Below are 24,348 nucleotides of genomic sequence, written 5' to 3' on the forward strand. Positions count from 1 at the left end.
GCCCCCTCCGCCCCGGCTCGCCCCAAAGCGGGCGGCGGTGGGCATCGTCCGTTTGGTGGCCCCGCCCCGGCCCCGGACGCGCCCGTGCTGCCGAATGTGAAAGCCATCATTGCCGTGGCCTCCGGCAAGGGTGGCGTCGGCAAATCCACCACCGCCACCAATCTGGCCATTGGTCTGGCGCAGGAAGGGCTACGCGTGGGGCTGATGGATGCCGATATTCACGGTCCCTCCCTGCACCGCATGCTGGGCACGGAAGCCAAGCCGGAAGTGCGGGAAGGTCGCCTGCAACCCATGCAGGTGTGGGGCCTGAGCGCTGTGTCCATCGGTATGCTGGTGGATGAAAAACAGGCCATGATCTGGCGCGGCCCGATGGTGATGGGCGCCATTAATCAGTTTCTGACAGATGTGGACTGGGGCCCGCTGGATGTTCTGGTGGTGGACATGCCGCCGGGCACGGGGGACGCCCAGCTTTCCCTGATGCAGAAAGTGCCACTGGCCGGAGCTGTGATTGTTTCCACCCCGCAGGACATTGCTCTGATTGACGCCCGGCGCGGCGTGAGCATGTTTGAGAAAATGAAGGTGCCTGTTCTCGGCCTGATTGAGAACATGTCCTATTTCTGCTGCCCGAACTGCGGGCACAACACAGAACTCTTTGGCCACGGCGGCGCGAAGAAGGAAGCTGAAACCATGGGCGTGCCCTTCCTTGGGGAAGTGCCGCTGCTGGCAGATATCCGCTCTACAGGGGACGCCGGAACCCCGATTGTAGCCAGCGCACCGGATAGCGAAGGGGCTAAAGCCTTCCGCCGCATTGCTCAGGCCACGGCCGCCGCCCTTAAAGACAAACTCAACGCAGCGAGCTGATTATACGAGGCGGGTTAACCCGCCTCACCCCCGGTCAGACTCAGTGTTTTTTAGCAGGCACTTTCTTACCGCTGGCCGGTTTATTATCGAAGAACGCGCGGCACTTCGGGCTCAGCTTGTCCTTCTTGCGCTCCATGCAGGCGGTAATCTTCTTTTCATTGGGAATTGCCAGCGCGCAGAGCTTGAGCGCATCGCCCTTGCAGGCTTCCGTCTGTTGCTGGCGCAGAGAATCCTCTGCATGGGCCGGGGTCAGCGTGCCGAGCAGCGCCGCGCCACCTGCGGCCAGACAGAGCGTGCGTAAAAATTTTGATGATAAAATAGACATCTCACTGCAATCCATCTTCTGTACAAAAAAGCCCGTCAGCCGCCAAAAACGATGACATTTGTGACGATACAGAAGAGTGCCGCCGCGCCACCACACCTCATGCTGAGAGGCTGACCTGCGCAGAAAACAAGGAACTTGACGATTCTGTCAAATTTTAGTGAAGGCAGAGTGTCTTATGACTATCCGGCCCCTGTGTTTCACACACATGCAAATGCTGGGGCTTCATATCCTTCGGGGCTGTAAAAAACAGATACGCCCACACACCCACCAGCAGAGCCGCCACCACAATAAAAGGGGTGAAGTTTGGCAGGCGGTCGGACGGCGGACGCAGCCCTTTCAGGTCATCCGACGTCGCCAGAAAAGGGGAGGATGCTGGCTTTGCGCCCTCATCCTCTACAAACGGTTCGTCATGGAATGAAGAGTCCTTCATGGGCTGAAAATCAGCCCTTCAGGACCGCCATCATTTCATCCCACTCGCGCTTGCTCAGGCCAGAGCCGGCCTGCTCTACCTGCTCACCCGCCAGCATGCGGCGCACAATTTTCAGCATTCCGGCAGAGAACGTCACCGCACCGCGGCGATAATCCTCAAACGCCGCCGCCGTCTGCGGCACCCAGGCATGCAGGATTTTCAGCATGGCTTCCGCATAGACGCGGATTTCATACTGCGCATGCGGGTCCAGCCGCAGGGCCAGAAAGTGCATCAGGTTGTGCAGGTCGATCTTCCAATACCACTGGGTATAGGTGTTGACCGTCAGATTAATGCGCGCCAGTTCACGGGCCAGGCCGTAGCCGTCCCCTTCCGTGCTCAGCATCGTCTCATAATTGCGGTAGGTGCGGATGGCGTCATCCCGCAGGATGTCCATCACCGCTGCGGCATCATCCGGAGCCAGCACATCGCCACGGCCCTGACGGTTCACGGCACTCTGGGCGGCCATGTGTTCCGGCGCGGGGATGTAGAATTCGCTGTCGAGAATCGAATAGCGGGCAGAATATTCATTCACGCTGGCCATCCGGTGACGGATCCACTGCCGCGCCACAAAAATCGGCAGTTTGACGTGGAATTTCATCTCGCACATTTCAAATGGCGAGGAATGGCGATGCCGCATCAGATAGCGGATCAGCCCGGCATCTTCCGACACCTTGCGGGTGCCGCGCCCATAGGACACACGCGCTGCCTGCACAATGGCGGAATCATCCCCCATATAGTCGATCACCCGCAGGAATCCGTGGTCGAGCACTTCCTGCGGTTCATACAGCATAGCCTCCAATGCCGGCACCGTGGGGCGGCGAGTGGAGCTGGTTTCTTGGGCGTGCGCCGCAATTTCGGCGCGCTGGGCATCGGTCAGTGACATGCCTTCTCCCTAGCGCAAAATACACTGGGCGAAAATGCCTGATCTCACGCAACAGCGCTCTCCCGCCTCATCATAAGAGAAATTTATAAATTAATAATGTTATTCAATTAGACGGCATCAACCAGAGTATGACACGCAGGCAGAGAAAGCACTGACCTCCTTACTCTCAATAAAAACACAAAATTAATTATAACGAAGTCGAACGGATACTTCAGGTATGGGTCAATTTTTCTCCTCCGTGCTGCCGTTTACGGCACGGGGCGACTACACGTCTTTCTTGTCTCTGGCTGTTGGCCTGGGGGCCGTCTGTGGCATCCTTGCCAGCCTGACGCTGACAGGTCTGATAGCGCCCGCGGCGCTCCCCGCCATTGTCGCTCCCATAGGCGCCTCTTCCGTTCTGGTTTTTGCTATTCCGGCAAGTCCGCTGGCAAAACCGTATGCCGTTATCATGGGAAATGTTTTGTCCGCCGCAATCGGGGTGCTGGTCAGCATCGCCATCCCGCATCAGATGCTTGCTGCGGGGCTGGCTGTCGGGCTGGCCATCATGGTGATGACTGCGACTCGTTCACTTCACCCTCCCGGTGGGGCTGCGGCCTTAACAGCCGTTCTGCTACATCCCTCTTCAGCCGGACCGACCGCTGCCCTCCTGTTTCCACTGGTTCCGGTTGGGCTTAATTCGCTCATTCTGGTCTGTGTGGGCATAGCGTTTCACCGGCTTTCTGGCCGTAGCTACCCTCATCACGCCATGCCCCCTTCACCCACGACAGAAACCGCAACCGAACTGCGTCGGGAGGATATCCTCGCCGCACTTCATAAAACCGGTGAAGCCTTTGACATTGAACTCGAAGATCTGGAACGCCTGCTCACACTGGCTGAGGAACACAGGAACGGGCGGGGCGCCATCCGTATTGCGCCAAACTGAACGCGTCGTGCTGCGGGCAGATGTCCCCTTTCTCTGCTCTTGCAATCCGCCCCCGTGCTCCTTATGTTCATCAGTGCCGGAGGGGCTTGCCCCTTGGCTATGGTGATAAACGGAACGTGGAATAATCGTTGTGGACCCGGGGGCAGTACCCGGCGTCTCCACCAATACAATCCGGTCCTTGCGGCTCGGATAGATGGGGACGAAACAGGCTCGACACGCGTGGTAAAGACCTTCCTTTTGCCCGGCATTGTACCGCCGTTATCGGGCTAAACTTACAAGTGCCAATGATAACACTGAGGTGCTCGCTGTCGCTGCATAAGCGATAAGCGCGGTTCGGGAGGGCACCGGGCAACAGAAGCCCTCCCACTTTACAGCCATGAGATGAGCCGGACTCAGCCCCTACAGTCCCGCACCCGGCAACACCCCAAAAAGCCCCGTCCTGCACAGGTCAAGCATAGTTGATCGTCATCCGGCAGACCCTTCGGCCTCCTGCTGTGTTGCAGAATCATAACTTGCCGCCTTGCACTTCCCCCCTCTTTCACGCATGGCTGACGGTAGAGTGATATTCAAGACGTCGGCACGTCCACCCGGCGCGAGCGAGGAGAGCTTTCATGGCGGATGACCACGATAACACCCCGGAAAATGGCACTTTTCCGCCCGAAAGCCTGCTGCCGTATGAAACATGGCTGGAAGACGCCTATCGCGGCGTGATGCTGAGCGCGCTTGAGTATGTAAGCCGTGAAGGCCTTGCGGGCGAACATCACTTTTACCTGACATTCCGCACGGACGTCCCCGGTGTGGTGATCCCGGATCGTCTGCGTGCACAGTATCCGCATGAGATGACCATCGTGCTGCAGCATCAGTTCTGGGATCTGAACGTGGACCGCACAGCCGGCAAGGTGTCTGTCGGTCTGTCCTTTGGCGGCGCAGGCTCCATTCTGGAAATTCCCGTGCGCGCCTTTACCGGTTTTGCAGACCCCTCCATCCATCTCAGCCTGCATTTCATGGCGGCGGAACCGGCAGAAGAGTCCGCACCCGAAACAGACGCCACCCCAGCGCCGTCGGCCGGGAAAGAGGCTGAAAGCTCAGCGGAAAGTGACACCTCCTCACAGGTTGTCAGTCTTGACGCCTTTCGCAAGAAGGGGCCATCACCCGGTTAAGCCCCACTTTTCGGGGCAGGCCGACGGAGAGTTCAGCACATCATGACCAGCCAGCCCCCTCGCCCCCCGGTACCCGCCTTCACCTATTCCCCCATTTTTCCGCTGGGGGAGGACACAACGTCCTATCGGAAGGTGGATATCGCCGGTGTCAGCACATCGGAATGCTGCGGAAAGACCATCCTGCACATCACACCGGAAGCTCTGACGGAGTTCACGGCGCAGGCCTTTCATGAAGTCGCGCATTACCTGCGCCCTGCCCACCTCAAGCAGCTCGCCAGCATCCTCAAGGATCCCGAAGCCTCGGACAATGACCGCTTCGTGGCACTGGACCTGCTGAAAAACGCCTGCATTGCCGCAGGCGGCGTGCTGCCTATGTGTCAGGACACAGGCACCGCCATTGTCTTTGGCAAAAAAGGCCAGCGCGTGTGGGTGGAAGGCGATGAGGAAGTCGCGTTCTCCAAAGGCGTGTATGAAACCTACACCCGCACCAGCCTGCGTTATTCGCAAATGGCGCCCCTCAGCATGTTTGAGGAAAAGAACACCGGCACCAACCTGCCCGTGCAGTGCGATATTTTCGCCAGCCCCGCCACGCATCATGATGAACAGTTTGACCTGATGTTTGTGGCCAAGGGTGGCGGCTCAGCCAACAAGACCTTCCTGTTTCAGGAAACCCGCGCCCTGCTCGGCTCTGAGCAGAAGCTACTGGACTGGCTGGACGTGAAGATCAAAACCCTCGGCACATCCGCCTGCCCGCCTTACCATCTGGCCATTGTGATTGGCGGCATGTCTGCCGAGCAGACGCTCAAGACCGTCAAGCTGGCTTCCACCCACTGGTATGACAGCCTGCCCACCAGCGGCAGCATGACTGGCCATGCCTTCCGGGACGTGGAGATGGAACAGAAGGTTCTGGAACTCACCCGCAAGCTGGGCATTGGCGCACAGTTTGGCGGCAAATATTTCTGCCACGATGTCCGCGTAATCCGCCTGCCCCGCCACGGTGCGTCCCTGCCGGTGGGCATGGGCGTCTCCTGCTCGGCAGACCGGCAGATCAAGGCGCGCATCACGGCAGACGGCTTCTTTCTGGAAGAGCTGGAGCATGACCCGGCCCGCTTCCTGCCGGAAACCACAGATGAGCATCTGGAAGGCGAGGCCGTAAAAATCGATCTCAACCGCCCGATGGATGAGATCCGCAAGGAACTCTCGCGCTATCCCGTCAAAACCCGCCTTGCCCTGACGGGCACGGTGGTTGTGGCGCGTGACATTGCCCACGCCAAATTCCGGGAACGGCTGGAACGCGGTGAAGGCCTGCCGCAGTATCTGAAAGACCATCCGGTCTATTACGCTGGCCCCGCCAAAACGCCGGAAGGCATGGCAACCGGATCCTTCGGCCCCACCACGGCGGGACGCATGGACTCCTACGTGGCCGAACTTCAGGCTGCTGGCGGGTCTTACATCATGCTCGCCAAGGGCAACCGCTCCAAAGCTGTGAAGGACGCCTGTCAGACCTATGGCGGCTTCTATCTCGGCTCCGTCGGTGGCCCGGCAGCCCGGCTGGCGCAGGACTGCATCCGCAAGGTTGAGGTTCTGGAGTATCCCGAACTGGGCATGGAAGCCGTGTGGAAAATCGAGGTTGAGGACTTTCCCGCCTTTATTGTTATCGACGACAAGGGGAATGACTTCTACGCTGAACTCAGCTGAACATTAAAGGAGCTGTGTTGACCTCATGCGCTTTACTGTTGACCGGATGGACCATGCGGTCCTGACCGTAAGAGACCTCGAAATTTCCGCCTCCTGGTACCAGCGTGTGCTGGGCATGGAGCGCGAGGAATATGGGCGCAATAACCGCACAGCTCTGCGTTTTGGCGGGCAGAAGCTCAACCTTCGCCCGCAGGACGCAACCGGGTGGGAGACCGCCGTGCATGCCCTACCCGGCGGAAACGATTTGTGTTTTGTCACCGCCGTGACGAGCGACGACGTGGTTGAACATCTGGAAAAATGCGGCGTCAGCGTTGTGCAAGGCCCCGTAGCCCGACTGGGCGCACTGGGGCCGATCACATCCGTTTATTGCCACGACCCGGACCAGAATCTGATCGAGATTGCGTCTTATCAGGGATAAGCGCCTCTCCCATCAAAGTCTGGAACCGGCTGTGATAATAACCCGGTCTCACCTGACTAACTTTGCAAACGAAAGTCAGCCCGACTGCTGCTGCCCACTCTGAGCCGAATGCTGCGCATTGGCATGCTGGCTTGCGGGTGCAGAAACCTCTGCCTCGTTCCCAAGCCAGCCACCCCGGAAACCTGCTTTCAGCAAGCCCTGCCGGATAGCGGGATTCCGCTTCATGGTGTTCCACACCAGTCCGCTGCGCCAGTTTTCAATCATCAGCAAAATCGGTCCCTGATCGATGCCCAGATAGGCTGTGTCAGACCAGAACGACTTGTCTGCGGTGTGGAAGCTGGGGTTGAACGCATCCACAAACCCGTAGCGGCTATAAATGTGGTTGCCATAACGGTGTTTCATTTCCCGCAGAGCAGGAATGGCAATTTCCGGCGCAAAGGCTACGGAACCCCCCGCTGCCGTCGGGGCAATGGTGCCATCATCCTGCGTATAATCACGCCCTGTCCCGCGTGCGGAATAGGACATGAAGTGGCGCGGCGTGCCTCCCACAGTCTGCGTCAGTTCACCCGGCCCGTCACTGGCTGTCAGGCCCCACACATCTTTCCCGTAATCCTGCCATTTGCCGGGATTGGTCATGGCGTAGGTGCGCTGGGCGTAAGTGGCACGGCGGCTATTTTCAAAATAGTCGATGCCTTTTTCCCGGTTCCAGTCATCCTGAATCCCCCGGAAATCAATCCAGGAATGGGTGTACTGATGCCCGAAAAGTGGTGCAAAATTCAGCATAGTCTGGCCGTAATACTCGCCCCATCGCCGATCATTCGTCGTGAGCCATGCCTGCCATGAGGCTGGTTCCAGCGGATGCTTCTGCGAGCCAAGGGCCAGAATATAGGCCATCATGCCTTCACTATAGCCTTCCCAGTAGTTGGGCAGGAACTGATGCTCAGGTGACCACCCCATGCTCAGCCGCATATCTGGCCGACGCATCCACGCCCAGTCAACATTCTGATAAAGCTGATTAGACAGACTGCGAATTTCCGCTTCCTGCGGCGTGTCCTGCGTATAATAGCTTTCCGTAAACAGAATACCCTGCATCAGCAAAGCCGTATCAATGCTGGACAGTTCAATATCTTTATTAAAACGCAGGCCGGTCTTGTTGTTCAGGAAATGATAGAAAAAGCCGTGATAGCCTGAGGCATTTTCTGCACTGTCATTCTGCGGGAGTTTAGTCAGATAACGCAGGGTATTCAGCGTGCGCTCTATGGCCTGCTGGCGGGTAATGTAGCCACGTTCCGCCCCAATGCCATAAGCTGTCAGACCAAAGCCGATGGACGCCACACTGGCCTGCGTCTGGTCAGACGGATAACGGTCGGGCACCAGCCCCGTCTGCGCATCACCTGCTTCCCAGAACCAGAGGAACGTGCGGTGCTCCAGATCCTCAATCAGCGCCATATCAGTGCGGGTGGGTTTGAACACAACGCTTGTGGAAAGACGGGCAGCCTGTCGCTGCTGGCTGGCGGACGGTGGGGCGGGAATGGCCACAGCACTTTGCGGAGAGGACTGTTGTATATCCGCTGCCTGTGCAACCACAGGATGTGCAGTCAGCCCACCGACAACAGCAAGCAGGCTAACTCCAAGGGTCAACCTCTGGGCATAGAGGGGAACCGGTCGGCAGGCACGGCGGAAAGATGAGACAAAGCGCGAAGGCAAGAAAAACCAGTCTGGCAGCATAACGACCAAAGCCCACCCTATGAAAGCATCAGGAGCAACATGAACATCCCTGTTCGCTGGCTATCTCACCAACCAAAAGGGGCATATCCATGTCATACGCCAGCGGAAAATATGTTTTTTCAGAAGAACATTTTTTCTGCCTGACCGGTTTTACAGTTTTTTGAAAAAACGCAGACCATACGCTTCTGCATGGCCTGCATGCCCCGCTTGCAGGCACAAAAATGAGCAAATCATGACAAAGGTTTTATGAAAGACCGTAACGGAAAATATTCAGGTCTTCATACGCAATATCGGGTTTCTTGCCAGACATGATATCCGCCAGAACCCGACCAGACCCACAGGCCATGGTCCAGCCCAGCGTACCATGACCGGTATTGAGGAACAGATTTTCCAGCCCGGTACGACCAATAATGGGCGTGCCATCCGGCGTCATGGGGCGCAGGCCTGTCCAGAAGGACGCACCCGGAACATCACAGCACTCCGGGAACAGATCCGTTACGGAATGTTCCAGCGTCGCCCGGCGCGGAGCACGCAGACGGCGGCTGAACCCGGCCAGCTCTGCCGTGCCCCCCACACGCACACGATCACCCAGACGGGTAATGCCGATTTTAAAGGTCTCATCCATAATGGTGGAAACCGGCGCGCGGTCAGCCTGTGTGATATTTGCTGTCAGAGAATAACCTTTTACCGGATAGATCGGCAGCTTCATTCCCAGAGAGCGCACCAGAGCCGGAGAGAAGCTCCCCAGAGACAGAACATAGGAATCTGCCGTCAGCACACCGTTGCTGGTATCCACCCCGGTAATCCGGCCACCTTCGGATAACAGCTGTTTGATACGGGTGTTATACAGAAATTTTACACCCGCTTCTTCCGCCATTTTGGCCAGACGCTGCGTGAACTTGAAGGCATCCCCCGTCTCATCACCCGGCAGACGCAGGCCACCGACAATCTTGTTGGCGGCATCCGCCAGCCCGGGTTCAGCCTGCACACAGGCAGCACGATCCAGAACTTCGTAGGGCACCTGATACTGTTTGAGAACAGCGATATCCTGTGCGGCACCATCAAGCTGCTTCTGGGTGCGGAAGACCTGCAGGGTGCCCTGCTGGCGGTCATCATATTCAATGCCCGTTTTTGCCCGCAGGTCCATCATCACGTCCCGGCTATATTCCGCCAGACGCACCATGCGGCCTTTGTTCCGGTCATAAGCCGCAGACGTGCAGTTTTCCAGCATCTGCACCAGCCATGACCACAAATGCGGGTCCGGCATCGGCCAGAACACAAATGGGCGATATGCCATCATCAGCCATTTTATGGATTTCAACGGCACACCCGGGCCAGCCCACGGTGCAGAATAGCCAGGGGACACCTGCCCGGCATTGGCAAAGCTGGTTTCCATACCGGCTTCCGGCTGGCGTTCCACCACCGTGACCTCATGCCCGGCCTGCGCGAGATACCAGGCTGATGTCACACCAACCACACCACCACCAAGAACAATAACCTTCATGGCAACCACCTTTTAATTTTTTGAAAATTCAGATGTTCTGTTCAGTCTTTTCGTAAACGCGATGATAGCGTCGCCCGAGTGAGGTCAGCACTTCATACCCAATAGTGCCTTCTGCCTCAGCAACGGCATCCACCCCGTAAGAGGTATTCAGCAGATCGACCGTGTCATCTGCGGTAATCTTCCCTTCCGGGATATGGGAAATGTCCACGGTCATGGAATCCATTGAAATACGACCGAGAATGGGCAAACGCTGGCCGCCAAACCACGCACAGCCCTTGCCAGCCCCTTGCCGCGCAAAGCCATCCGCGTAGCCTGTGGCAATGGTTGCGACCCGCCGCGGGCCATCCGCCTGCCATGTCAGCCCGTATCCCACCCGGTCCCCTTTGGAGAGCTGACGAATTTGCAGGATATGCGCCTGAAGTTTCACAACAGGCGCCAGCGGATTGGGGCCAGATGTGTTGGGCGCAATGCCATACAGAGCCGCACCGGGACGGACGAGGCTCTGGTGAAACGCCTGCCCCAGAAAAATACCTGAGGAGGCCGCGAGGCTGAGCGGCGCTTTTGGCAACAAAGCGGCATAGGTCTGCAAGGTCTGAAGCTGTTCCGCATTGGCCGGGTTTTCTGGCGTATCTGCACAGGCCAGATGGCTCATAATCAGGCTGAGCGAAATACCCCGCAACCGCTCAGGCTCCTGCACCAGCGTGCGGACATCCGCACCGGAAAGCCCAAAGCGGGACATACCAGTATCCAGCTGCAAAGCTGCATCAAGCGGGCGGCCAAGCTTGTCCGCCAGCGCCTGCAACTGGCTCACCTGTTCCAGAGAATTCAGAACCGGGCGCAAACCAGACTGCACACAGTCTTCCGCAGCCTCAGGACGTGCCCCATGCAGAACCGTAATCTGTGCTGTGGGTGAGACCCATTGACGCAGAGCAAGACCTTCATCCACATGCGCCACAAAGAAGTGCCGCGCCCCGGCCTGCTCCAGCACGGGTGCGACCTGTGCGGCACCCAGCCCATACGCATCAGACTTCACCACGGCCGCACAGAGCGCGCCGGGCGTTCTGGCATCCAGCAGACGATAGTTTGCTGCAATGGCCGCGAGATCAATCGTCAAAACAGCGCCGGCCCGATGAGCCGGCCAGTTGGGAGAAACAGAAACACAGGAAGACGCCACAGCAACCACCCAGGATATTTCGATCTCAAAACCTTAACAAAAAGCCGATGGCATATCCTGTCGATCAGTCGCATAAAATGCGACATATGCGGCATAATTCTCTATAAAATGCGTAAAAAAGCAGGATATCGCCTTATGATCTTCGACCGCATGACAGACTCGATTCTGCGCCACCTCCAGCATGACGGGCGCATGAGTAATGCCGAGCTGGCCCAGAAAGTTGGCCTCTCCCCGTCCGCTTGTCTGCGTCGGGTAAAAATTCTGGAACAGGAAGGGGTTATTCAGGGTTATCGCGCCATTATTGATAAAAACGCGGTCCACAGCATGTCCACCGTCATTGTGCAGATCACGCTGGAACGCCAGACAGACGACTGCCTGCGCCGCTTTGAAAGCCGCGCGCGGGAATGCCCCGACGTGAAGGAATGCTACCTGATGACAGGCGATGCTGACTACCTGCTGCGCGTAGAAGCGCGCGATATGTCAGACTATGAGCGGATTCATAAAGAAGAATTATCCCGGATGCCGGGTGTGGTGCGGATTCAAAGCAATTTTGCAATCCGCCCCGTTGTTCAGCCCTGGAAGAGCTGAACAGTCAGAAGCCCCGGAAGTCTTAGTCTTCCGGCTCTTCATCGTCCTGATCATCGGACGTCAGATCCCGCCGCACATCCGGGGATTTCAGCAGCGAATCCATATGCATGGCAACATCCAGCGTGGTGTCCGGCTGGAAGTGCAGTTCTGGTGCGGCACGCAGACGCAGCTTGTGCGACATCTGTGTACGCAGCCAGGGTGCAACCCGCTTGAGCGCAGGCAGCAACCCATCAATATCACTGCGACCCAGACGGGCCACAAAGACAGTGGCGTGTTTAAAGTCAGGAGAAAGCCGGACTTCCGTCACCGTCACCGTGGCATCTGCCAGATCCGGGTCCCGGAAGGTGGTGCGGGCGAACAGTTCCGCCAGCACACGCCGTACTTCTTCGCCCACGCGCAACTGGCGCTGAGACGGCCCTAAAGGAGAAAGACCGGCGAGATACCCCGCCGGCCCTCCAATCCCTGTCTTGCCTGATCCGTTTCGACGGCTCATGCAGGCACCAGTTCGCTTTCAAAGCACTCGACCACGTCACCTTCGCGCAGGTCATTGTAACCCGCGAAAGACAGACCGCACTCGTAGCCTTTGGCCACTTCCTTCACATCGTCTTTGAAGCGCTTCAGCTGGCTCAGATCACCTTCATGGATCACTACGCCATCACGCAGCAGACGCACACCACAGCCGCGCTTGACCACGCCTTCTGTAATGTAGCAACCGGCCACTTTGCCGACCTTGGTAATTTCGAAAACCTTGCGGATTTCGGCATAACCCAGGAACTTCTCGCGATGCTTGGGCGCAATCTTGCCGCGCACCAGCTGTTCCACGTCATCCGCCACCTGATAGATGATGGAGTAGTAGCGAATTTCCACACCCTCGCGCTGGGCGAGTGTGCGGGCCTGCGCCGTGGCACGCACGTTGAAGGCAATGATGATGGCATCCGACGCCTTGGCGAACTGCACATCACTTTCCGTGATCTGCCCCACCGTTGCATTGAGCACCCGCACAGCAACTTCTTCATGCGCCAGCTTGAGGACTGTTGTCTGAATTGCTTCAGCAGAGCCCTGCACGTCGGCCTTGATAAGAACCGCAACTTCTTTCTGCTCACCAGCCTGAATACGGGCCAGCATCTGGTCCAGCGTGCCGCGCGCAGCAACCTGACCAGCAACCTGATGCTCCTTCAGCTTACGCTGACGGAATTCACAGATCTCACGAGCGCGGTTTTCATTTTCCACGACCACAAACGGTGCACCGGCAGACGGCACGCCAGTCAGGCCCAGAATTTCCACCGGCATGGACGGTGTTGCATCCGCAACCTGACGACCGCGGTCATCAATCAGCGCACGCACACGGCCCCATTCGGAACCCGCCACAACAATGTCGCCCTTATGCAGGGTGCCTTTTTGCACCAGCACAGAGGCCACGGAGCCACGGCCACGGTCCAGACGGCTTTCAATCACCGCACCTTCAGCAGAACGATCCGGGTTTGCCTTCAGGTCCAGAATCTCGGCCTGCAGAAGAATGGCTTCTTCCAGCTGGTCCAGACCCAGACGCTTGGTGGCAGACACTTCAACGTCCTGAACGTCACCGCTCATGGATTCCACAACAATTTCGTGGTTCAGCAGTTCCTGCCGCACCCGGTCCGGGTTTGCACCCGGCTTATCGATCTTGTTGATGGCCACAACAATCGGCGCATTCGCAGCCTTGGCGTGTTTGATGGCTTCAATCGTCTGCGGCATCACGCCGTCATCCGCTGCAACCACCAGCACCACCACGTCTGTAATAGATGCACCGCGGGCACGCATGGCGGTAAACGCCTCATGTCCAGGTGTATCCAGGAACGTGATTTTCGCGCCGGACTTCAGAGTAACCTGATAGGCACCGATATGCTGGGTAATACCACCGGCTTCCCCTGCGGCCACATCCGTGGTGCGCAGAGCATCAAGCAGGGAGGTCTTACCATGGTCAACATGGCCCATCACGGTCACAACAGGCGGACGAGACTTCAGCTCTTCGGGCTGATCCTCAACACCTTCAATGCCCAGCTCAACGTCGCTTTCGGAAACACGGCGCACACGGTGGCCGAATTCTTCAACAATCAGTTCAGCCGTATCGGCATCAATGCTCTGCGTGACAGTCGCCATAACGCCGTTTTTCATCAGCGCCTTGATAACTTCACCCTGACGGGCGGCCATACGGTTGGCGAGTTCCTGCACGGTAATGGTTTCCGGCAGAATAACATCACGCACCACACGGACCTGATCGGCACGCAGACGTTCGAGTTCAGCCTGACGGCGTTCACGCTCACGCTGGCGACGAACAGATGCGAGTGAACGCGTCTTGTCATCATCCCCTTCGATCGCGGCCTGCACGTCAATACGGCCTGCACGACGCCCGGAATCACCCTTGCGGGGACCAGCGCTCTTGCGGTTTGGCGGAGCCCCACCACCCGGACGACGGGAGGGAGCACGACGCGGTTCGTCCTCACCCTCTGCACCACGACCACGCAGACGCAGGGTCTGTGCAGCCGGGGCTTCCGCACCGGCGCCAGCAGCAGGCTGCGGACGCGGCGTTGCCGGTTTGAGCGGACGCGCCGGCATAATGGCGCGTTCAGCCAGAGGCTTCAGGCGGCTGACCGGCGGAGCCAGTGTGACTTCACCCGGGATCGGCACAGCCGACACAACGGGGCCTTTCGGCTCAATCTGCTTGATGGAGTCGATACGAGCCTTACGTTCGGCATCTTCTGCCTCAGCTTCAGCTGCGGCCTGCTCTTCTGCAGCGCGCTTTTCGTCTTCTTCCCGACGACGCGCTTCTTCAGCAGCGGACAGGATCTGAATCTTTTCCTGTTCGCGCCGTTCGGCTTCGCGCCGTTCAGCCTCAGCGGCCGCTTTTGTCTGTTCCGCCAGCACACGCTGGCGCATGGCCAGTTCAGCAGCCGTCAGGGTACGACCACCCCCGGCCCGTCCACCGGCACCTCGTCCACCAGCGCTACCAGGAGTACCGGGGCCACGCTTTTTGCGCACCTCAACCTGTACAACCTTCGAGCGCCCATGGCTGAAACTCTGCCGCACGGACCCGGCATCAACCGTCCGTCCGACTTCCGAACGCCCTGCCGGTCGAAGGGACAGACGCCCCTTACCCTGATCCTGATCCTTGCCTTCGCTCATTGACCCGCCTGTTCACACCCATCCGCCGGAAAGGTCCGACGAACCCGGGAGCCACCATCGGCAACCCCCGAAAAACGCTTATTCTCACAACACAGACGCGAGGCCAGAACCCCGGCCGCCAGCGCCGCATTCACAACTCGCTCCCGCCCAAAAACCTTTGCAAGGTCTTCCGTCGAAAGCGCCTCAACCACGGGGAGGTCCCTGGCGCCCGACACGAGCCGACCAAGTTCATCTCCGCTTCCATCCGATGCGTGAACAATCACGGCAGCACGACGCTGTGTGACCCATTCCCGCACCTTCATAAAACCGCTTATGGACTGCCCGGCACGCCGTGCCAGCCCAAGAAGTTCCACCATCCGCCGGTGCAGACCTGCCTCTACCTGAGCAGACAGATCCTCCGGCACCGTAACCTGACACCGCGCAGCCCGTGCGAACACACCGCGTTTGCGGGCCTGTTCTATCACATCCCGCCGGGCGCTCAACCATATTCCCCGACCGGGAAGGCGAGCGTCCAGATCCGGCACCACCACACCAGAGGGTGATACCACAAACCGTATCATCAGGGCAGGCTGCCCCTGCTCACGCGTTACCGCGCAACGCCGCAGGGGACCTTTCTCATCATCATACGCTTCGGGCAAATCACCACTCATTGTTCGTCAGGCCCGAAAGACCTGCTTAGCCCTCTTCCTGACCGGAAGGCTTACCCTCTTCTCCATCAAACCAGTGAGCACGTGCCGCCATGATGATTTCATTGGCAGCATCTTCCTCAATGGCATCGGATCCGAGAATCTCGACAAGCTCGTCACCAGCCAGGTCCGCGAGGTCGTCAAGGGTTTTTACACCTTTTTCGCCCAACGTCACAAGCATCTGGTTTGTGAAGACCCCGAGATTGGCAATATCGTCCGTCACACCAAGCTCACGGCGCTTGGTATCAAGGTTTTCTTCCTGACGCACCAGATAGCCTTCAGCGCGCTGAACCAGCTCACTGACGACCGACTCGTCAAACCCTTCGATGCCAATCAGCTCGTCCGGGTCAGCATAGGCCAGTTCTTCGATCGTGTGGAACCCTTCTGTGACCAGCAGCCCTGCAATGACGTCATCAACGTCCAGCGCTTCCACAAACAGATTGGTCCGACGACGGAATTCTTCCTGACGACGCTCGGATTCTTCAGCCTCGGTCAGGATATCAATATCCCAGCGCGTCAGCTGGCTGGCCAGACGCACGTTCTGGCCACGACGCCCGATGGCCAGCGAAAGCTGCTCATCCGGCACCACGACTTCAACGCGCCCAGCTTCTTCATCCATCACCACTTTGCTGACTTCAGCCGGAGCAAGAGCGTTCACCACGAAGGTCGCAGCCTGCGGGCTCCAGGGGATAATGTCGATTTTTTCACCCTGCAATTCGGCCACAACAGCCTGCACGCGGGAACCGCGCATACCAACGCAGGCACCGACCGGATCGATGGACGCATCGCGGGAGATCACGGCCATCTTCGCACGGGAGCCGGGGTCACGCGCCACAGCCTTGATTTCGATGATGCCGTCGTAGATTTCCGGCACTTCCTGCGCAAACAGCTTAGCCAGGAAGGCCGGATGCGTGCGGGACAGGAAGATCTGCGGGCCACGCGGTTCGTCACGCACATCATAGATATACGCACGCACGCGGTCCGAGTTGCGGAACGTTTCACGCGGGATCAGCTCATCACGGCGCAGCAGCGCTTCCGCAGAGCCGATTTCAACCATCAGGTTGCCATACTCGGTCCGCTTGACGGTGCCGTTGATGATCTCGCCTACGCGATCCTTGAACTCATTGTACTGGCGCTTGCGCTCATATTCACGCACGCGCTGAACAATCACCTGCTTGGCGGTCTGGGCGGCAATACGGCCGAAATCAATCGGCGGCAGCGGATCAACCAGATACTCCCCAGCCTTGATTTCCGGCTGGAATTTGCAGGCAATCGCCAGCGGAATCTGAGTTTCTTCGTTCTCTACCGTGTCGACAACTTCCGTCCAGCGAGAAAGACGGACTTCCCCCGTGCGGCGGTCGATTGTCGCGCGAATATCTTTTTCGTGCCCGTATTTTGCACGACCGGCCTTCTGGATGGCCTGCTCCATGGCCTCCAGAACTTCCTCGCGCTCGATTCCCTTCTCGCGCGAGACAGCATCTGCAACCAGCAGCAGTTCAGGACGGGAAACAGAGGTATCCATACTCTCAGCTCTCCAAAGCAGGCGGCTTGATCAGTGTAACTTGCGCCCGGCCGGATCTTCTTCCCCGGCCTTGCTCTTTTCTTCTTCACCCGTCTCGGTCGGGCGCGCCATCTGCGCACTCGCCTCGATCAGGGCATCTGTCAGGACCAGTCTTGCCCGCCGGATTTCTTCCAGCGGCAGGGCGGCCTCGGTCCCATCATCCAGCCGCAGCCGGGCAATACCATCTTCCGCCCCAAGCACAACACCGGAAAACCGGCGGCGGCCATCAATCGGCACCAGCACTTCGGCCTTGGCCTGATGCCCGGCAAACCGGTTCCAGTCCTTGGCACGGGTCAGCGGCCGGTCGATTCCCGCAGACGAGACTTCAAGAGTCCACGCCCCCGGAATGGGGTCTTCCACGTCCAGCACAGCGCCTACTGCATGGCTGATACGTTCACAGTCTTCCACGCTGATCAGCGAACCATCGGCACGGTCAGCCATGATCTGCACGGTCGGGCTTTCACGCCCCAGCACCGCAACGCGGACAATTTCATATCCCAGGTCTTCCAGCGTTGGCGCCACAAGGGCGACAAGTCGGGCTTCAAGACCGGAATGAGCAGGCAGATCAGCGTCCAATGCAAAAAAGGCGGCCCGTCAAGGCCACCCCCCAAAATTCTGATTCAATGAAAGGATGATCCTTCATGTAGGGGATACACTGCCAGGCTGCAAGGGCGGAAACAGAGTCGAGCCGCCCCGGCCCGCGAATTCGTGAAAAAGAAATTAATGGGCATGCGTTCTTTTCCGGGCTTTGCTAAGAGCTCAGAACTTGCACTTTCCTGCCCGGGTATGTCTGATTGCTTCATGACTCATTCGCCTGACCCCGCATACAAGGCACAGACGGAAAAAGAGGAAAAACCCTCCCATTTCCGCCTCCTTATGGTGGCGCTTGCCACCTGCGCTCTGGTAGCCGGGGCCGGTTATCATTATTCTGGTTCCAGCACCGGGGGGAGCACCGCTCCTCTTTCCGGGGGTGCTGCGGACCAGAATAGCGGGACCGCGCAGCCGCGCCCCGGCGTGCAGTTTTCCCTCATTGCGCCGGACAAGGCAGCTGATGCGCTGGCCATGTCCAGCTTTTCTGAAAAAGAACAGGCCGATATTCTGGCAGCCGTCAAACGGCGGGAATTGCGGCTGGTGGCCATGCCGATTTTTGATGCAACCGGAGCAGGAGGCACTGTGACCGTGATTTGTGGAACCACACGCCAGACCGTGCTGCTTCAGCCTAAACCAACGGTTCTCATTCTTCCCATTACAGTCGCCGGAAATGTTGATATCATTCCGTCGTCTGACCCCGGTAATGTCGGGATAGGCAGCGGTGTGGTGACCATGTTTGGCCCGCAGGCCCTGCCCATCATGCATCAGGGTGACACACTTGGCCTGACGGTGATTGCGCAATGAAAGGCCTGCTCCCGGCCCTTAACCGGCTGATGCCGCTGATGATGGTCATCTTTCTGGTGCTTGCCAGTGTCCAGATGGCCATCAGCCTGCACCTCTCGCTGGCCTCCCTGACCCACTTCATGGAGTGGTGCGCGCCTGCATGGCCTGTGCTGGCTGCTCTGGGTGGAGTGCTGACAATCGGGGGGCTGTTATTTGAAACACGCGCTGAACGGCTCGCACGCAAGGGCCTTTTACGCCGACGGGGGTGGATGATGGACGTTCTCGCCAGACTGACCAACCGCAACGCGCTGGAAGAAATGCTGGCGCGGGAACAGCGGGAAACAACAATTGATGCCGAGGAACTGGCCGCCAACCTGCGCGCCCGCGTTATCGGGCAGGATCAGGTGTGTGAGGATATTGCCACGCAGCTGCGCCGCCGTCTGGCGCTCCAGGTGCGCGGCAAACCGGTCGGCATCTTCCTGCTGGCAGGCCCACCCGGCACCGGCAAAACCTATCTGGCCAAACAGCTGGCCCGCCAGCTTGAGCGCCCTCTGCTGCATTTTGACATGACGCAGATGAGCAGCCCGCATGCCGCCACCCAGCTTTTTGGCTCCCCCAAAGGCTATGTGGGGTCTGATACCTACGGCAAGCTGACCGGCGGCCTGAAGGAAAAGCCGGACGCCGTGGTACTGCTGGACGAAATTGAAAAAGCCCACCCGGATGTGTTCAAAAAGTTCCTGACAGCCTGGAACGACGGGCATGTGACGGAAGCCTCCACCGGGCAGCAGATTTCCACCGTACGCTGCATTTTTGTGCTGACCTCCAACATTGCCACCGATGCGCTGACGGAAATTGCTGACCGCCTGCATAATGACCCGGACCGCATGCGCGCCGAGTCGGTCGAGGCGCTGCGTCAGGCAGGCTTTGCGCCGGAAGTGCTCAACCGTCTGGACCGCATTTTTGTGTTCCGCGCCCTGAAGGGGCTGGATATTGCCCGCGTTTCCGCGCTGGAAATCGAAGGTATGATTGAAAGCTACGGCCTGAAAGTGGAAACCGGCGGCATTGATGCCGGCCTGCTGATTGACGTGATGCGCCGCCAGAGCCGCATGGGCGATTCGGCCTCCGCGCGTGATCTGGTGCGCTCCATTGAAGACATGATCAGTGAATCGCTGATTGTGGCCCGCCAGCAAGGGGCAGAGATGGTGCGCATCGTTCGGGAAGACGACGGCACGATTACCGCCAAGATTGCGGATGGTACGCCTGATAATGGCGACGCCATTCATGCCCGCCTGACGCCGTAAGGCCAGTCTTCCCGACTGGCCTTACCTTCCGCCTTTGAACTGTGTGAACTGAGCAACCCGGCATGTCCGCTTTTACCCGCCTCTGGCAACGGGCGCCCCTGTGGCGCACCGCCCTGATTACCACCGGTGTGTGCGGGGTGTTTTCCGTGCTGTTCCCGGCCCCCTGGCTGGTCAATCGGCTGCCTTATTATGGAACGCTGACGTCCAAAGTGGGCCATATGATGGGCCGCTCGGCCACAAGCACGGATGCACAGCCCAACGCAGATGAAGGACGGCGCATGATCTCGCAGCCGCCGATGGATGCGCAGTTTGAAGGCGTAATTCCCTTTGCCGGGCGGCAGCTCCCGCTTCCTGCGGGCAAATGGCATCCGGTCCTGAACTATCAGGATGACGTTGACCACGGAGAGGTGCTGACCTCCATCTTCGTGCGTTCAGAACAGGGGGCCGTCACCGGCTTCATCATTGCGCAGGCAACGACGCAATCTCTCCCGACCTCTGAAACAGAACAGTTGCCAGCCCAGTGCCACAACACCTTTAACTTTACGGTGGGAGACCTGCCGCAGGATGGCAACCGGACAGAATGCTGGATGACGTCCCCCATCAAGGTGGCCAACAATCTGTTCCTCACATCCAATCAGGCTCTGCAGGGTATGATGAGCAGCCCGCTATTCATCCCGCCTGCCCTGCAACGGCTAGGCATGATGGGCTTTCAGCTTCCGCCGGTATTGGTGGATGCGGCATGGACGCGCATTGAAAAAAGCAAATCTGGAAAAGGCGTGGATTTTGCGACCATTCACACCCTGATCAGCCCGGCGCTGCCCGGCCCGAAAGCGACTGTGCCGGGCTCCCCGGAGAACTGGTCACATGGTGGCATGGCGGACGCGCCTGTGGTGGCTGATTTTGTAGACCGGACCGATAGCTGGCTGAAAGGCTGGCTGCCTTACCTGCGCAAGAGCTACAAAGGCGAGATGGACAGCAGCGTTCCTCTGCCGCCAGCCGTTGCCACAGACCCCGGCTTTCATAGCTAAAAGGGCGGTGCAGTGGGCGGCAGTGGCCCGCCCACAACGTCCGGTCAGCTAGACAGATCGTCCCGCAGGACTTCTGAAGAAACTTCCACCAGAAAATCCAGAACTGTCCGGGTGCGGAGCGGCAATGTGCGCGGCCCGGTATGCACGGCATAGAAGGGCAGATTGGGAATACGCCAGTCCGGGAAAAGCCGGACGAGCTTGCCTTCCTCTACACCCTCACGCACCTGAAATTCCGGCAGCAGGCCAATCCCGATATCCGCCAGAACGGCAGACAGAACGGCCTCACTACTATTGGCACGGAATACGGTAGACGGTGCGATAACGCTTTCTTCCTCATCCCGGAACAGGTGCCAGTCATGCCGACCGCCGCCATAGTTATAGACAATGGCAGGATATTCCGGGAGATCTCTGGGGTGTTCCGGTGTGCCACAGCGGGCCAGACAGGCCGGAGAGGCGACCAGCCACTTACGGACGACACCCAGCTTGCGGGCAATCAGAGAGCCTTCGGCAATGTCCCCGACACGCACGGCCAGATCCAGCCCTTCTTCCACCAGATCGCCAAATCCATCACGGATCACAACCTCGACGGAAAGATCTGGGTGCCGTTCCAGCAGTTCACCCAGACGGCTGGTGAAATACAGCCCGAAGGCCGTTGTCATCCCTAACCGGACCAGACCGGAGACAGAGGCCCTCCGCCGGCCCAGAACGGTTTCCGCCGTTTCCAGAATTTCCAGCACTTCGTACGCATGCGGAAGCAGGCTGCGCCCGTCTTCCGTCATCATCAGGCTGCGGGTGGTACGCGCAAACAGCGTTGTGCCGTAATGCGCTTCCAGCAACGCAATATGGCGGGAAATCGTCGGTTGACTAACCCCTGTCTCTCGCGAAACAGCGGAAAAGGAGCCTGTGGCCGCCACGCGGACAAAGCTGTGCAATGCTGAAAGAAGATCCATTCAATCCCGGACTTTTTTGCAGAAATTCCGCCATAACCCGCCGCCACCCTCAGGATAATCGGACCGGACAGCCCGGTTCTTGCGCCGCGTCCTACACCCTCAGACAGAAACAGATGATAACCCAAACCTATCAGGTTATTTGTGTCATTTGTGAAGCATGCTCCTGAGAGAGACAATATAGTGAGTTCTCGGCCCCGCCATGCCCTAAGCGCATTGGCAGGCGGGTTTAACGCCGCCTGATATGGGGTTGAGAGAGTTTTTTCTCCGCCATCCGAGCCAGCCGGACAAACGGCAGACCCAGCAGAAGATACGCCCCGCCGACCATCAGACCCGTACCAAAATAGTCAAAGTAGGTCGAGGAAAGGCGGATATAGGTCTGCGTCAGCTCAGTTAGGGTAATCACGCTAACCAGCGAGGAATCCTTCAGCAGAGAAATGAAGTCATTCGTCATAACCGGCATCACCAGCCGGAAGGCCTGCGGCACGACCACGTAGCGGAGCGCCTGCACATGCGTCATATTCAGCGCGAGGGCTGCTTCCATCTGCCCGCGCGCGACGGACTGCAACCCGGCCCGATAATTTTCCGCTTCATACGCTGCGTAGTTCAGCCCAAGGGCCAGCACTCCGGCCACAAACGGGGTCAGGTTCAGGCCACATTGCGGCAGACCGTAAAAAATCAGCAAAATCTGGATCAACAGCGGCGTGCCACGCACAATCTCAACATAGAGCGAGGAGAGCGTGGCCAGCGGAGCCGGGCCATAGAGCCGCAGCAAGGCAAGCGTCAGCCCCAATCCCACAGCCAGCACCATGGCACACAGAGAGACCAGAAGGGTGAGCACAGCCCCTTTGGCCAGCAGCGGCAGGAAGCTTGCATAACGCGCCACTTTAGCGTGCCAGCCGGAAGAGCCGTGCAACGCGGCTACGTAATCATTCCAGCTCGTCGGCTCGATTTCTGGTGTGGAGGCATCTTCAGCCCAGGCCGCTGTCTGCGGCGTCCACAAATTCCAGCGCGCCAGAATACGGTGCAGGCTGCCATCTTTCTTCATGGCTTCCAGAGCGGTATTCACCTGCTCCCGCAGCGCGGCATTCTTCCCTTTGGCAAAGGCAATCCCGTAGGAGACCGTGCCAATCGGCTCACCCACCACCAGAAGGTCCGGGTTGGTCGCGCCGTAATACTGGGCAATCGGGCCGTCGATCAGCACCGCATCCGTGCGGCCATTGACCAGATCCATAAAAACATTGGTCTCTTCATCATAGGTGCGAACCTGCACCTGCGGATGATTGGCCAGAATGCGCTCCGCCTGCGTGGCCTTGATGGTTCCAACAACATGGCCATTCAACGCATCGAGCCCGGTCAGAGCCGGACCATTGCGCCGCACCACAATCCGCTCAGACGTCACATAATACGGCGCACTGAAATCAATCCCTTCGGCATGTTCTGGCGTGATCTCAATCCCGCAGATCACCATCTCATACAGGCCGCGCTGGAGGCCGGGGATCAGACCATCCCAGTCATTCTGCACAAATTGCAGGGGCGTGTGGATATGCTCGCCCAGAGACTGCATCAGGTCATATTCAAAGCCCGTCAGGCGAGACTGATCATTCAGATCATGAAAGGTATAGGGCACGTCCGCCGAGGCATCGGCTGCCCAGCGCAAAGGCTGTTCCGCACGGGCAGTCTGAGGGGCCACGCCCCCTGCCCCGGCCAGCAGCACCAGAACCATTGCGCACACAATCCACTGCGGAACGGTTAGAAAACGGGCCAGATGGCGCCGCATGCCGTGTTTCACAAAACAGTCCTCAAAAAGCGCCGTGTCCGATCATCCGCCGGATTAACACACAGGGTTTCCGGGGGGCCAGATTCAATAATGTGGCCGCCATCCATATAAACAATTGTGTCCGAAGCCACCTGCGCAAAACGCATATCGTGCGTCACAATAATCTGCGTCATGCCTTCATCATCCAGCTTGCGCATCACGCCCAGCACTTCCTCCGCCACAATGGGGTCCAGTGCCGAGGTCGGTTCGTCATACAGCATGATCTCCGGCCGCATGGCCAGCGCGCGCGCAATGGCCGCCCGCTGCTGCTGCCCGCCGGAGAGAGAAACAGGGTAACGCTGCGCCACACGACCCAGCCCGACTTTTTCCAGCAGAGCCATGGCTTCATCCCGCTCGGCAGGTCCGGTCTCACGCTTTACAACACGCGGGCCAAGCAGGACGTTATCCAGCACGCTCAGATGCGGGAAAAGATTAAAACTTTGAAAAACCATGCCCACATGGGTGCGGAGCCGATGGGCCACATGCTCATCCGCACGCCGCCAGGGGCCGCCGTCCCGCGCAATGGTCACCCCCATGGCGTTAATGGTGCCACGGTCGGGAATTTCCAGAAAATTCAGGCAACGCAGAAAGGTTGATTTCCCGCACCCTGAGGGGCCGATGATGGAGACCAGCTCCCCCTTGCGCACCTGAAGAGAGACGCCTCCAAGAATGGCACCGTCCCCAAAGCTTTTGTGAATATCCTGTGCGTCGAGCACAACAGGTTCATTTTCAAGGCAAAA

Annotated in this window: 23 protein-coding genes and 1 other RNA gene; 10 read left to right on the top strand and 14 right to left on the bottom strand. The window is 58.6% G+C overall.

Annotation, left to right across the window (positions count from 1 at the left end; translation table 11 throughout):
* Window positions 1–861, top strand: an 861-nt coding sequence (locus KP703_RS04475) for an Mrp/NBP35 family ATP-binding protein (protein ID WP_215753940.1), incomplete at its 5' end; no start/stop codon positions are given.
* A gap of 40 nt (window positions 862–901) precedes the next feature.
* Here KP703_RS04475 and KP703_RS04480 read toward each other — a convergent pair.
* The 3 genes from KP703_RS04480 to thyX form a co-directional block, all read right to left on the bottom strand.
* Window positions 902–1,186 carry a hypothetical protein gene (locus tag KP703_RS04480; RefSeq protein ID WP_062141009.1) on the bottom strand — a complete coding sequence of 95 codons (285 nt, stop codon included), beginning with the start codon at window positions 1,184–1,186 and terminating at the stop codon, window positions 902–904.
* A 154-nt stretch (window positions 1,187–1,340) separates the two neighbouring features.
* A complete protein-coding gene (locus KP703_RS04485) occupies window positions 1,341–1,616 on the bottom strand; it encodes a hypothetical protein (RefSeq protein ID WP_062248999.1) in 276 nt (91 codons plus the stop codon).
* Window positions 1,617–1,626: 10 nt separating this feature from the next.
* On the bottom strand, window positions 1,627–2,538 hold the full coding sequence (gene thyX / locus KP703_RS04490) for an FAD-dependent thymidylate synthase (RefSeq protein WP_061507791.1): 912 nt from the start codon (window positions 2,536–2,538) through the stop codon (window positions 1,627–1,629).
* A 217-nt stretch (window positions 2,539–2,755) separates the two neighbouring features.
* On the opposite strand from thyX, the gene KP703_RS04495 reads away from it, so the two are divergent.
* The 5 genes from KP703_RS04495 (at window position 2,756) to KP703_RS04515 (ending at window position 6,736) form a co-directional block, all read left to right on the top strand.
* Entirely contained in the window at window positions 2,756–3,460 is a 705-nt protein-coding gene (locus KP703_RS04495) for an HPP family protein (RefSeq protein ID WP_215753941.1), read from the top strand.
* A 35-nt stretch (window positions 3,461–3,495) separates the two neighbouring features.
* Window positions 3,496–3,828: a transfer-messenger RNA gene (ssrA, locus tag KP703_RS04500) on the top strand.
* 243 nt (window positions 3,829–4,071) lie between these two features.
* Entirely contained in the window at window positions 4,072–4,620 is a 549-nt protein-coding gene (locus KP703_RS04505) for an SspB family protein (protein WP_215753942.1), read from the top strand.
* A 42-nt stretch (window positions 4,621–4,662) separates the two neighbouring features.
* Window positions 4,663–6,318, top strand: a complete 1,656-nt coding sequence (locus KP703_RS04510) for a fumarate hydratase (RefSeq protein WP_215753943.1) — start codon at window positions 4,663–4,665, stop codon at window positions 6,316–6,318.
* Between the two features lie 25 nt (window positions 6,319–6,343).
* A complete protein-coding gene (locus KP703_RS04515) occupies window positions 6,344–6,736 on the top strand; it encodes a VOC family protein (protein ID WP_043549369.1) in 393 nt (130 codons plus the stop codon).
* A 75-nt stretch (window positions 6,737–6,811) separates the two neighbouring features.
* Here KP703_RS04515 and KP703_RS04520 read toward each other — a convergent pair whose 3' ends face one another.
* The 3 genes from KP703_RS04520 to alr form a co-directional block, all read right to left on the bottom strand.
* Entirely contained in the window at window positions 6,812–8,443 is a 1,632-nt protein-coding gene (locus KP703_RS04520; protein ID WP_252353845.1) for a glucoamylase family protein, read from the bottom strand.
* Window positions 8,444–8,708: 265 nt separating this feature from the next.
* Window positions 8,709–9,968 carry a D-amino acid dehydrogenase gene (locus KP703_RS04525; protein WP_215753944.1) on the bottom strand — a complete coding sequence of 420 codons (1,260 nt, stop codon included), beginning with the start codon at window positions 9,966–9,968 and terminating at the stop codon, window positions 8,709–8,711.
* A gap of 28 nt (window positions 9,969–9,996) precedes the next feature.
* Window positions 9,997–11,151, bottom strand: coding sequence for an alanine racemase (gene alr, locus KP703_RS04530; protein ID WP_373687437.1), 1,155 nt, complete (start codon window positions 11,149–11,151; stop codon window positions 9,997–9,999).
* A 126-nt stretch (window positions 11,152–11,277) separates the two neighbouring features.
* Between alr and KP703_RS04535 the strand changes: the two genes are divergently transcribed.
* The gene (locus KP703_RS04535) at window positions 11,278–11,730 is read left to right on the top strand and encodes an Lrp/AsnC family transcriptional regulator (protein WP_215753945.1); all 453 of its coding nucleotides are present in this window, start codon (window positions 11,278–11,280) and stop codon (window positions 11,728–11,730) included.
* Between the two features lie 22 nt (window positions 11,731–11,752).
* Here the strand turns inward: KP703_RS04535 and rbfA are convergent, their stop codons facing one another.
* From rbfA to rimP, 5 genes are read right to left on the bottom strand one after another with little or no spacing between them, the layout of a single operon-like run.
* Window positions 11,753–12,223, bottom strand: a complete 471-nt coding sequence (gene rbfA / locus KP703_RS04540) for a 30S ribosome-binding factor RbfA (RefSeq protein WP_215753946.1) — start codon at window positions 12,221–12,223, stop codon at window positions 11,753–11,755.
* Entirely contained in the window at window positions 12,220–14,892 is a 2,673-nt protein-coding gene (gene infB, locus KP703_RS04545; RefSeq protein ID WP_215753947.1) for a translation initiation factor IF-2, read from the bottom strand. Before infB ends, rbfA begins: the two co-directional genes overlap by 4 nt.
* Window positions 14,889–15,542 (bottom strand): RNA-binding protein, encoded by a 654-nt coding sequence (locus KP703_RS04550; protein ID WP_062140993.1) that lies wholly within the window; start codon window positions 15,540–15,542, stop codon window positions 14,889–14,891. The genes infB and KP703_RS04550 overlap by 4 nt, the downstream gene beginning before the upstream one ends.
* Window positions 15,543–15,567: 25 nt before the next feature.
* Window positions 15,568–17,100 carry a transcription termination factor NusA gene (gene nusA, locus KP703_RS04555; protein WP_062140991.1) on the bottom strand — a complete coding sequence of 511 codons (1,533 nt, stop codon included), beginning with the start codon at window positions 17,098–17,100 and terminating at the stop codon, window positions 15,568–15,570.
* Window positions 17,101–17,130: 30 nt separating this feature from the next.
* On the bottom strand, window positions 17,131–17,715 hold the full coding sequence (rimP, locus tag KP703_RS04560) for a ribosome maturation factor RimP (RefSeq protein WP_062140989.1): 585 nt from the start codon (window positions 17,713–17,715) through the stop codon (window positions 17,131–17,133).
* 225 nt (window positions 17,716–17,940) lie between these two features.
* Between rimP and KP703_RS04565 the strand changes: the two genes are divergently transcribed.
* From KP703_RS04565 to KP703_RS04575, 3 genes are all read left to right on the top strand, one after another.
* Window positions 17,941–18,534, top strand: a complete 594-nt coding sequence (locus tag KP703_RS04565; RefSeq protein ID WP_215753948.1) for a hypothetical protein — start codon at window positions 17,941–17,943, stop codon at window positions 18,532–18,534.
* The gene (locus KP703_RS04570; protein WP_062249557.1) at window positions 18,531–19,814 is read left to right on the top strand and encodes an AAA family ATPase; all 1,284 of its coding nucleotides are present in this window, start codon (window positions 18,531–18,533) and stop codon (window positions 19,812–19,814) included. Before KP703_RS04565 ends, KP703_RS04570 begins: the two co-directional genes overlap by 4 nt.
* Before the next feature lie 62 nt (window positions 19,815–19,876).
* A complete protein-coding gene (locus tag KP703_RS04575; protein ID WP_215753949.1) occupies window positions 19,877–20,842 on the top strand; it encodes a hypothetical protein in 966 nt (321 codons plus the stop codon).
* 44 nt (window positions 20,843–20,886) lie between these two features.
* On the opposite strand, the gene KP703_RS04580 is transcribed toward KP703_RS04575, so the two are convergent.
* From KP703_RS04580 to KP703_RS04590, 3 genes are all read right to left on the bottom strand, one after another.
* A complete protein-coding gene (locus tag KP703_RS04580) occupies window positions 20,887–21,792 on the bottom strand; it encodes a LysR family transcriptional regulator (RefSeq protein WP_062140983.1) in 906 nt (301 codons plus the stop codon).
* Between the two features lie 226 nt (window positions 21,793–22,018).
* A complete protein-coding gene (locus KP703_RS04585) occupies window positions 22,019–23,515 on the bottom strand; it encodes an ABC transporter substrate-binding protein/permease (RefSeq protein ID WP_252353851.1) in 1,497 nt (498 codons plus the stop codon).
* Between the two features lie 62 nt (window positions 23,516–23,577).
* On the bottom strand, window positions 23,578–24,324 hold the full coding sequence (locus KP703_RS04590) for an amino acid ABC transporter ATP-binding protein (RefSeq protein ID WP_043549388.1): 747 nt from the start codon (window positions 24,322–24,324) through the stop codon (window positions 23,578–23,580).
* Window positions 24,325–24,348 lie beyond the last annotated feature (24 nt).

This window comes from Acetobacter sp. P5B1, from assembly GCF_018811985.1.
In the GTDB taxonomy this organism is placed as follows: Bacteria; Pseudomonadota; Alphaproteobacteria; order Acetobacterales; family Acetobacteraceae; genus Acetobacter; species Acetobacter cerevisiae.

Excerpts from the sequence above, each read along its gene's own strand:
- KP703_RS04480 (WP_062141009.1), bottom strand. The coding sequence starts at position 1,186 with ATGTCTATTTTATCATCAAAATTTTTACGCACGCTCTGTCTGGCCGCA.
- KP703_RS04485 (WP_062248999.1), bottom strand. The coding sequence starts at position 1,616 with ATGAAGGACTCTTCATTCCATGACGAACCGTTTGTAGAGGATGAGGGC.
- thyX (WP_061507791.1), bottom strand. The coding sequence starts at position 2,538 with ATGTCACTGACCGATGCCCAGCGCGCCGAAATTGCGGCGCACGCCCAA.
- KP703_RS04495 (WP_215753941.1), top strand. The coding sequence starts at position 2,756 with ATGGGTCAATTTTTCTCCTCCGTGCTGCCGTTTACGGCACGGGGCGAC.
- KP703_RS04505 (WP_215753942.1), top strand. The coding sequence starts at position 4,072 with ATGGCGGATGACCACGATAACACCCCGGAAAATGGCACTTTTCCGCCC.
- KP703_RS04510 (WP_215753943.1), top strand. The coding sequence starts at position 4,663 with ATGACCAGCCAGCCCCCTCGCCCCCCGGTACCCGCCTTCACCTATTCC.
- KP703_RS04515 (WP_043549369.1), top strand. The coding sequence starts at position 6,344 with ATGCGCTTTACTGTTGACCGGATGGACCATGCGGTCCTGACCGTAAGA.
- KP703_RS04525 (WP_215753944.1), bottom strand. The coding sequence starts at position 9,968 with ATGAAGGTTATTGTTCTTGGTGGTGGTGTGGTTGGTGTGACATCAGCC.
- KP703_RS04535 (WP_215753945.1), top strand. The coding sequence starts at position 11,278 with ATGATCTTCGACCGCATGACAGACTCGATTCTGCGCCACCTCCAGCAT.
- rbfA (WP_215753946.1), bottom strand. The coding sequence starts at position 12,223 with ATGAGCCGTCGAAACGGATCAGGCAAGACAGGGATTGGAGGGCCGGCG.
- infB (WP_215753947.1), bottom strand. The coding sequence starts at position 14,892 with ATGAGCGAAGGCAAGGATCAGGATCAGGGTAAGGGGCGTCTGTCCCTT.
- KP703_RS04550 (WP_062140993.1), bottom strand. The coding sequence starts at position 15,542 with ATGAGTGGTGATTTGCCCGAAGCGTATGATGATGAGAAAGGTCCCCTG.
- nusA (WP_062140991.1), bottom strand. The coding sequence starts at position 17,100 with ATGGATACCTCTGTTTCCCGTCCTGAACTGCTGCTGGTTGCAGATGCT.
- KP703_RS04565 (WP_215753948.1), top strand. The coding sequence starts at position 17,941 with ATGACTCATTCGCCTGACCCCGCATACAAGGCACAGACGGAAAAAGAG.
- KP703_RS04570 (WP_062249557.1), top strand. The coding sequence starts at position 18,531 with ATGAAAGGCCTGCTCCCGGCCCTTAACCGGCTGATGCCGCTGATGATG.
- KP703_RS04575 (WP_215753949.1), top strand. The coding sequence starts at position 19,877 with ATGTCCGCTTTTACCCGCCTCTGGCAACGGGCGCCCCTGTGGCGCACC.
- KP703_RS04580 (WP_062140983.1), bottom strand. The coding sequence starts at position 21,792 with ATGGATCTTCTTTCAGCATTGCACAGCTTTGTCCGCGTGGCGGCCACA.
- KP703_RS04585 (WP_252353851.1), bottom strand. The coding sequence starts at position 23,515 with ATGGTTCTGGTGCTGCTGGCCGGGGCAGGGGGCGTGGCCCCTCAGACT.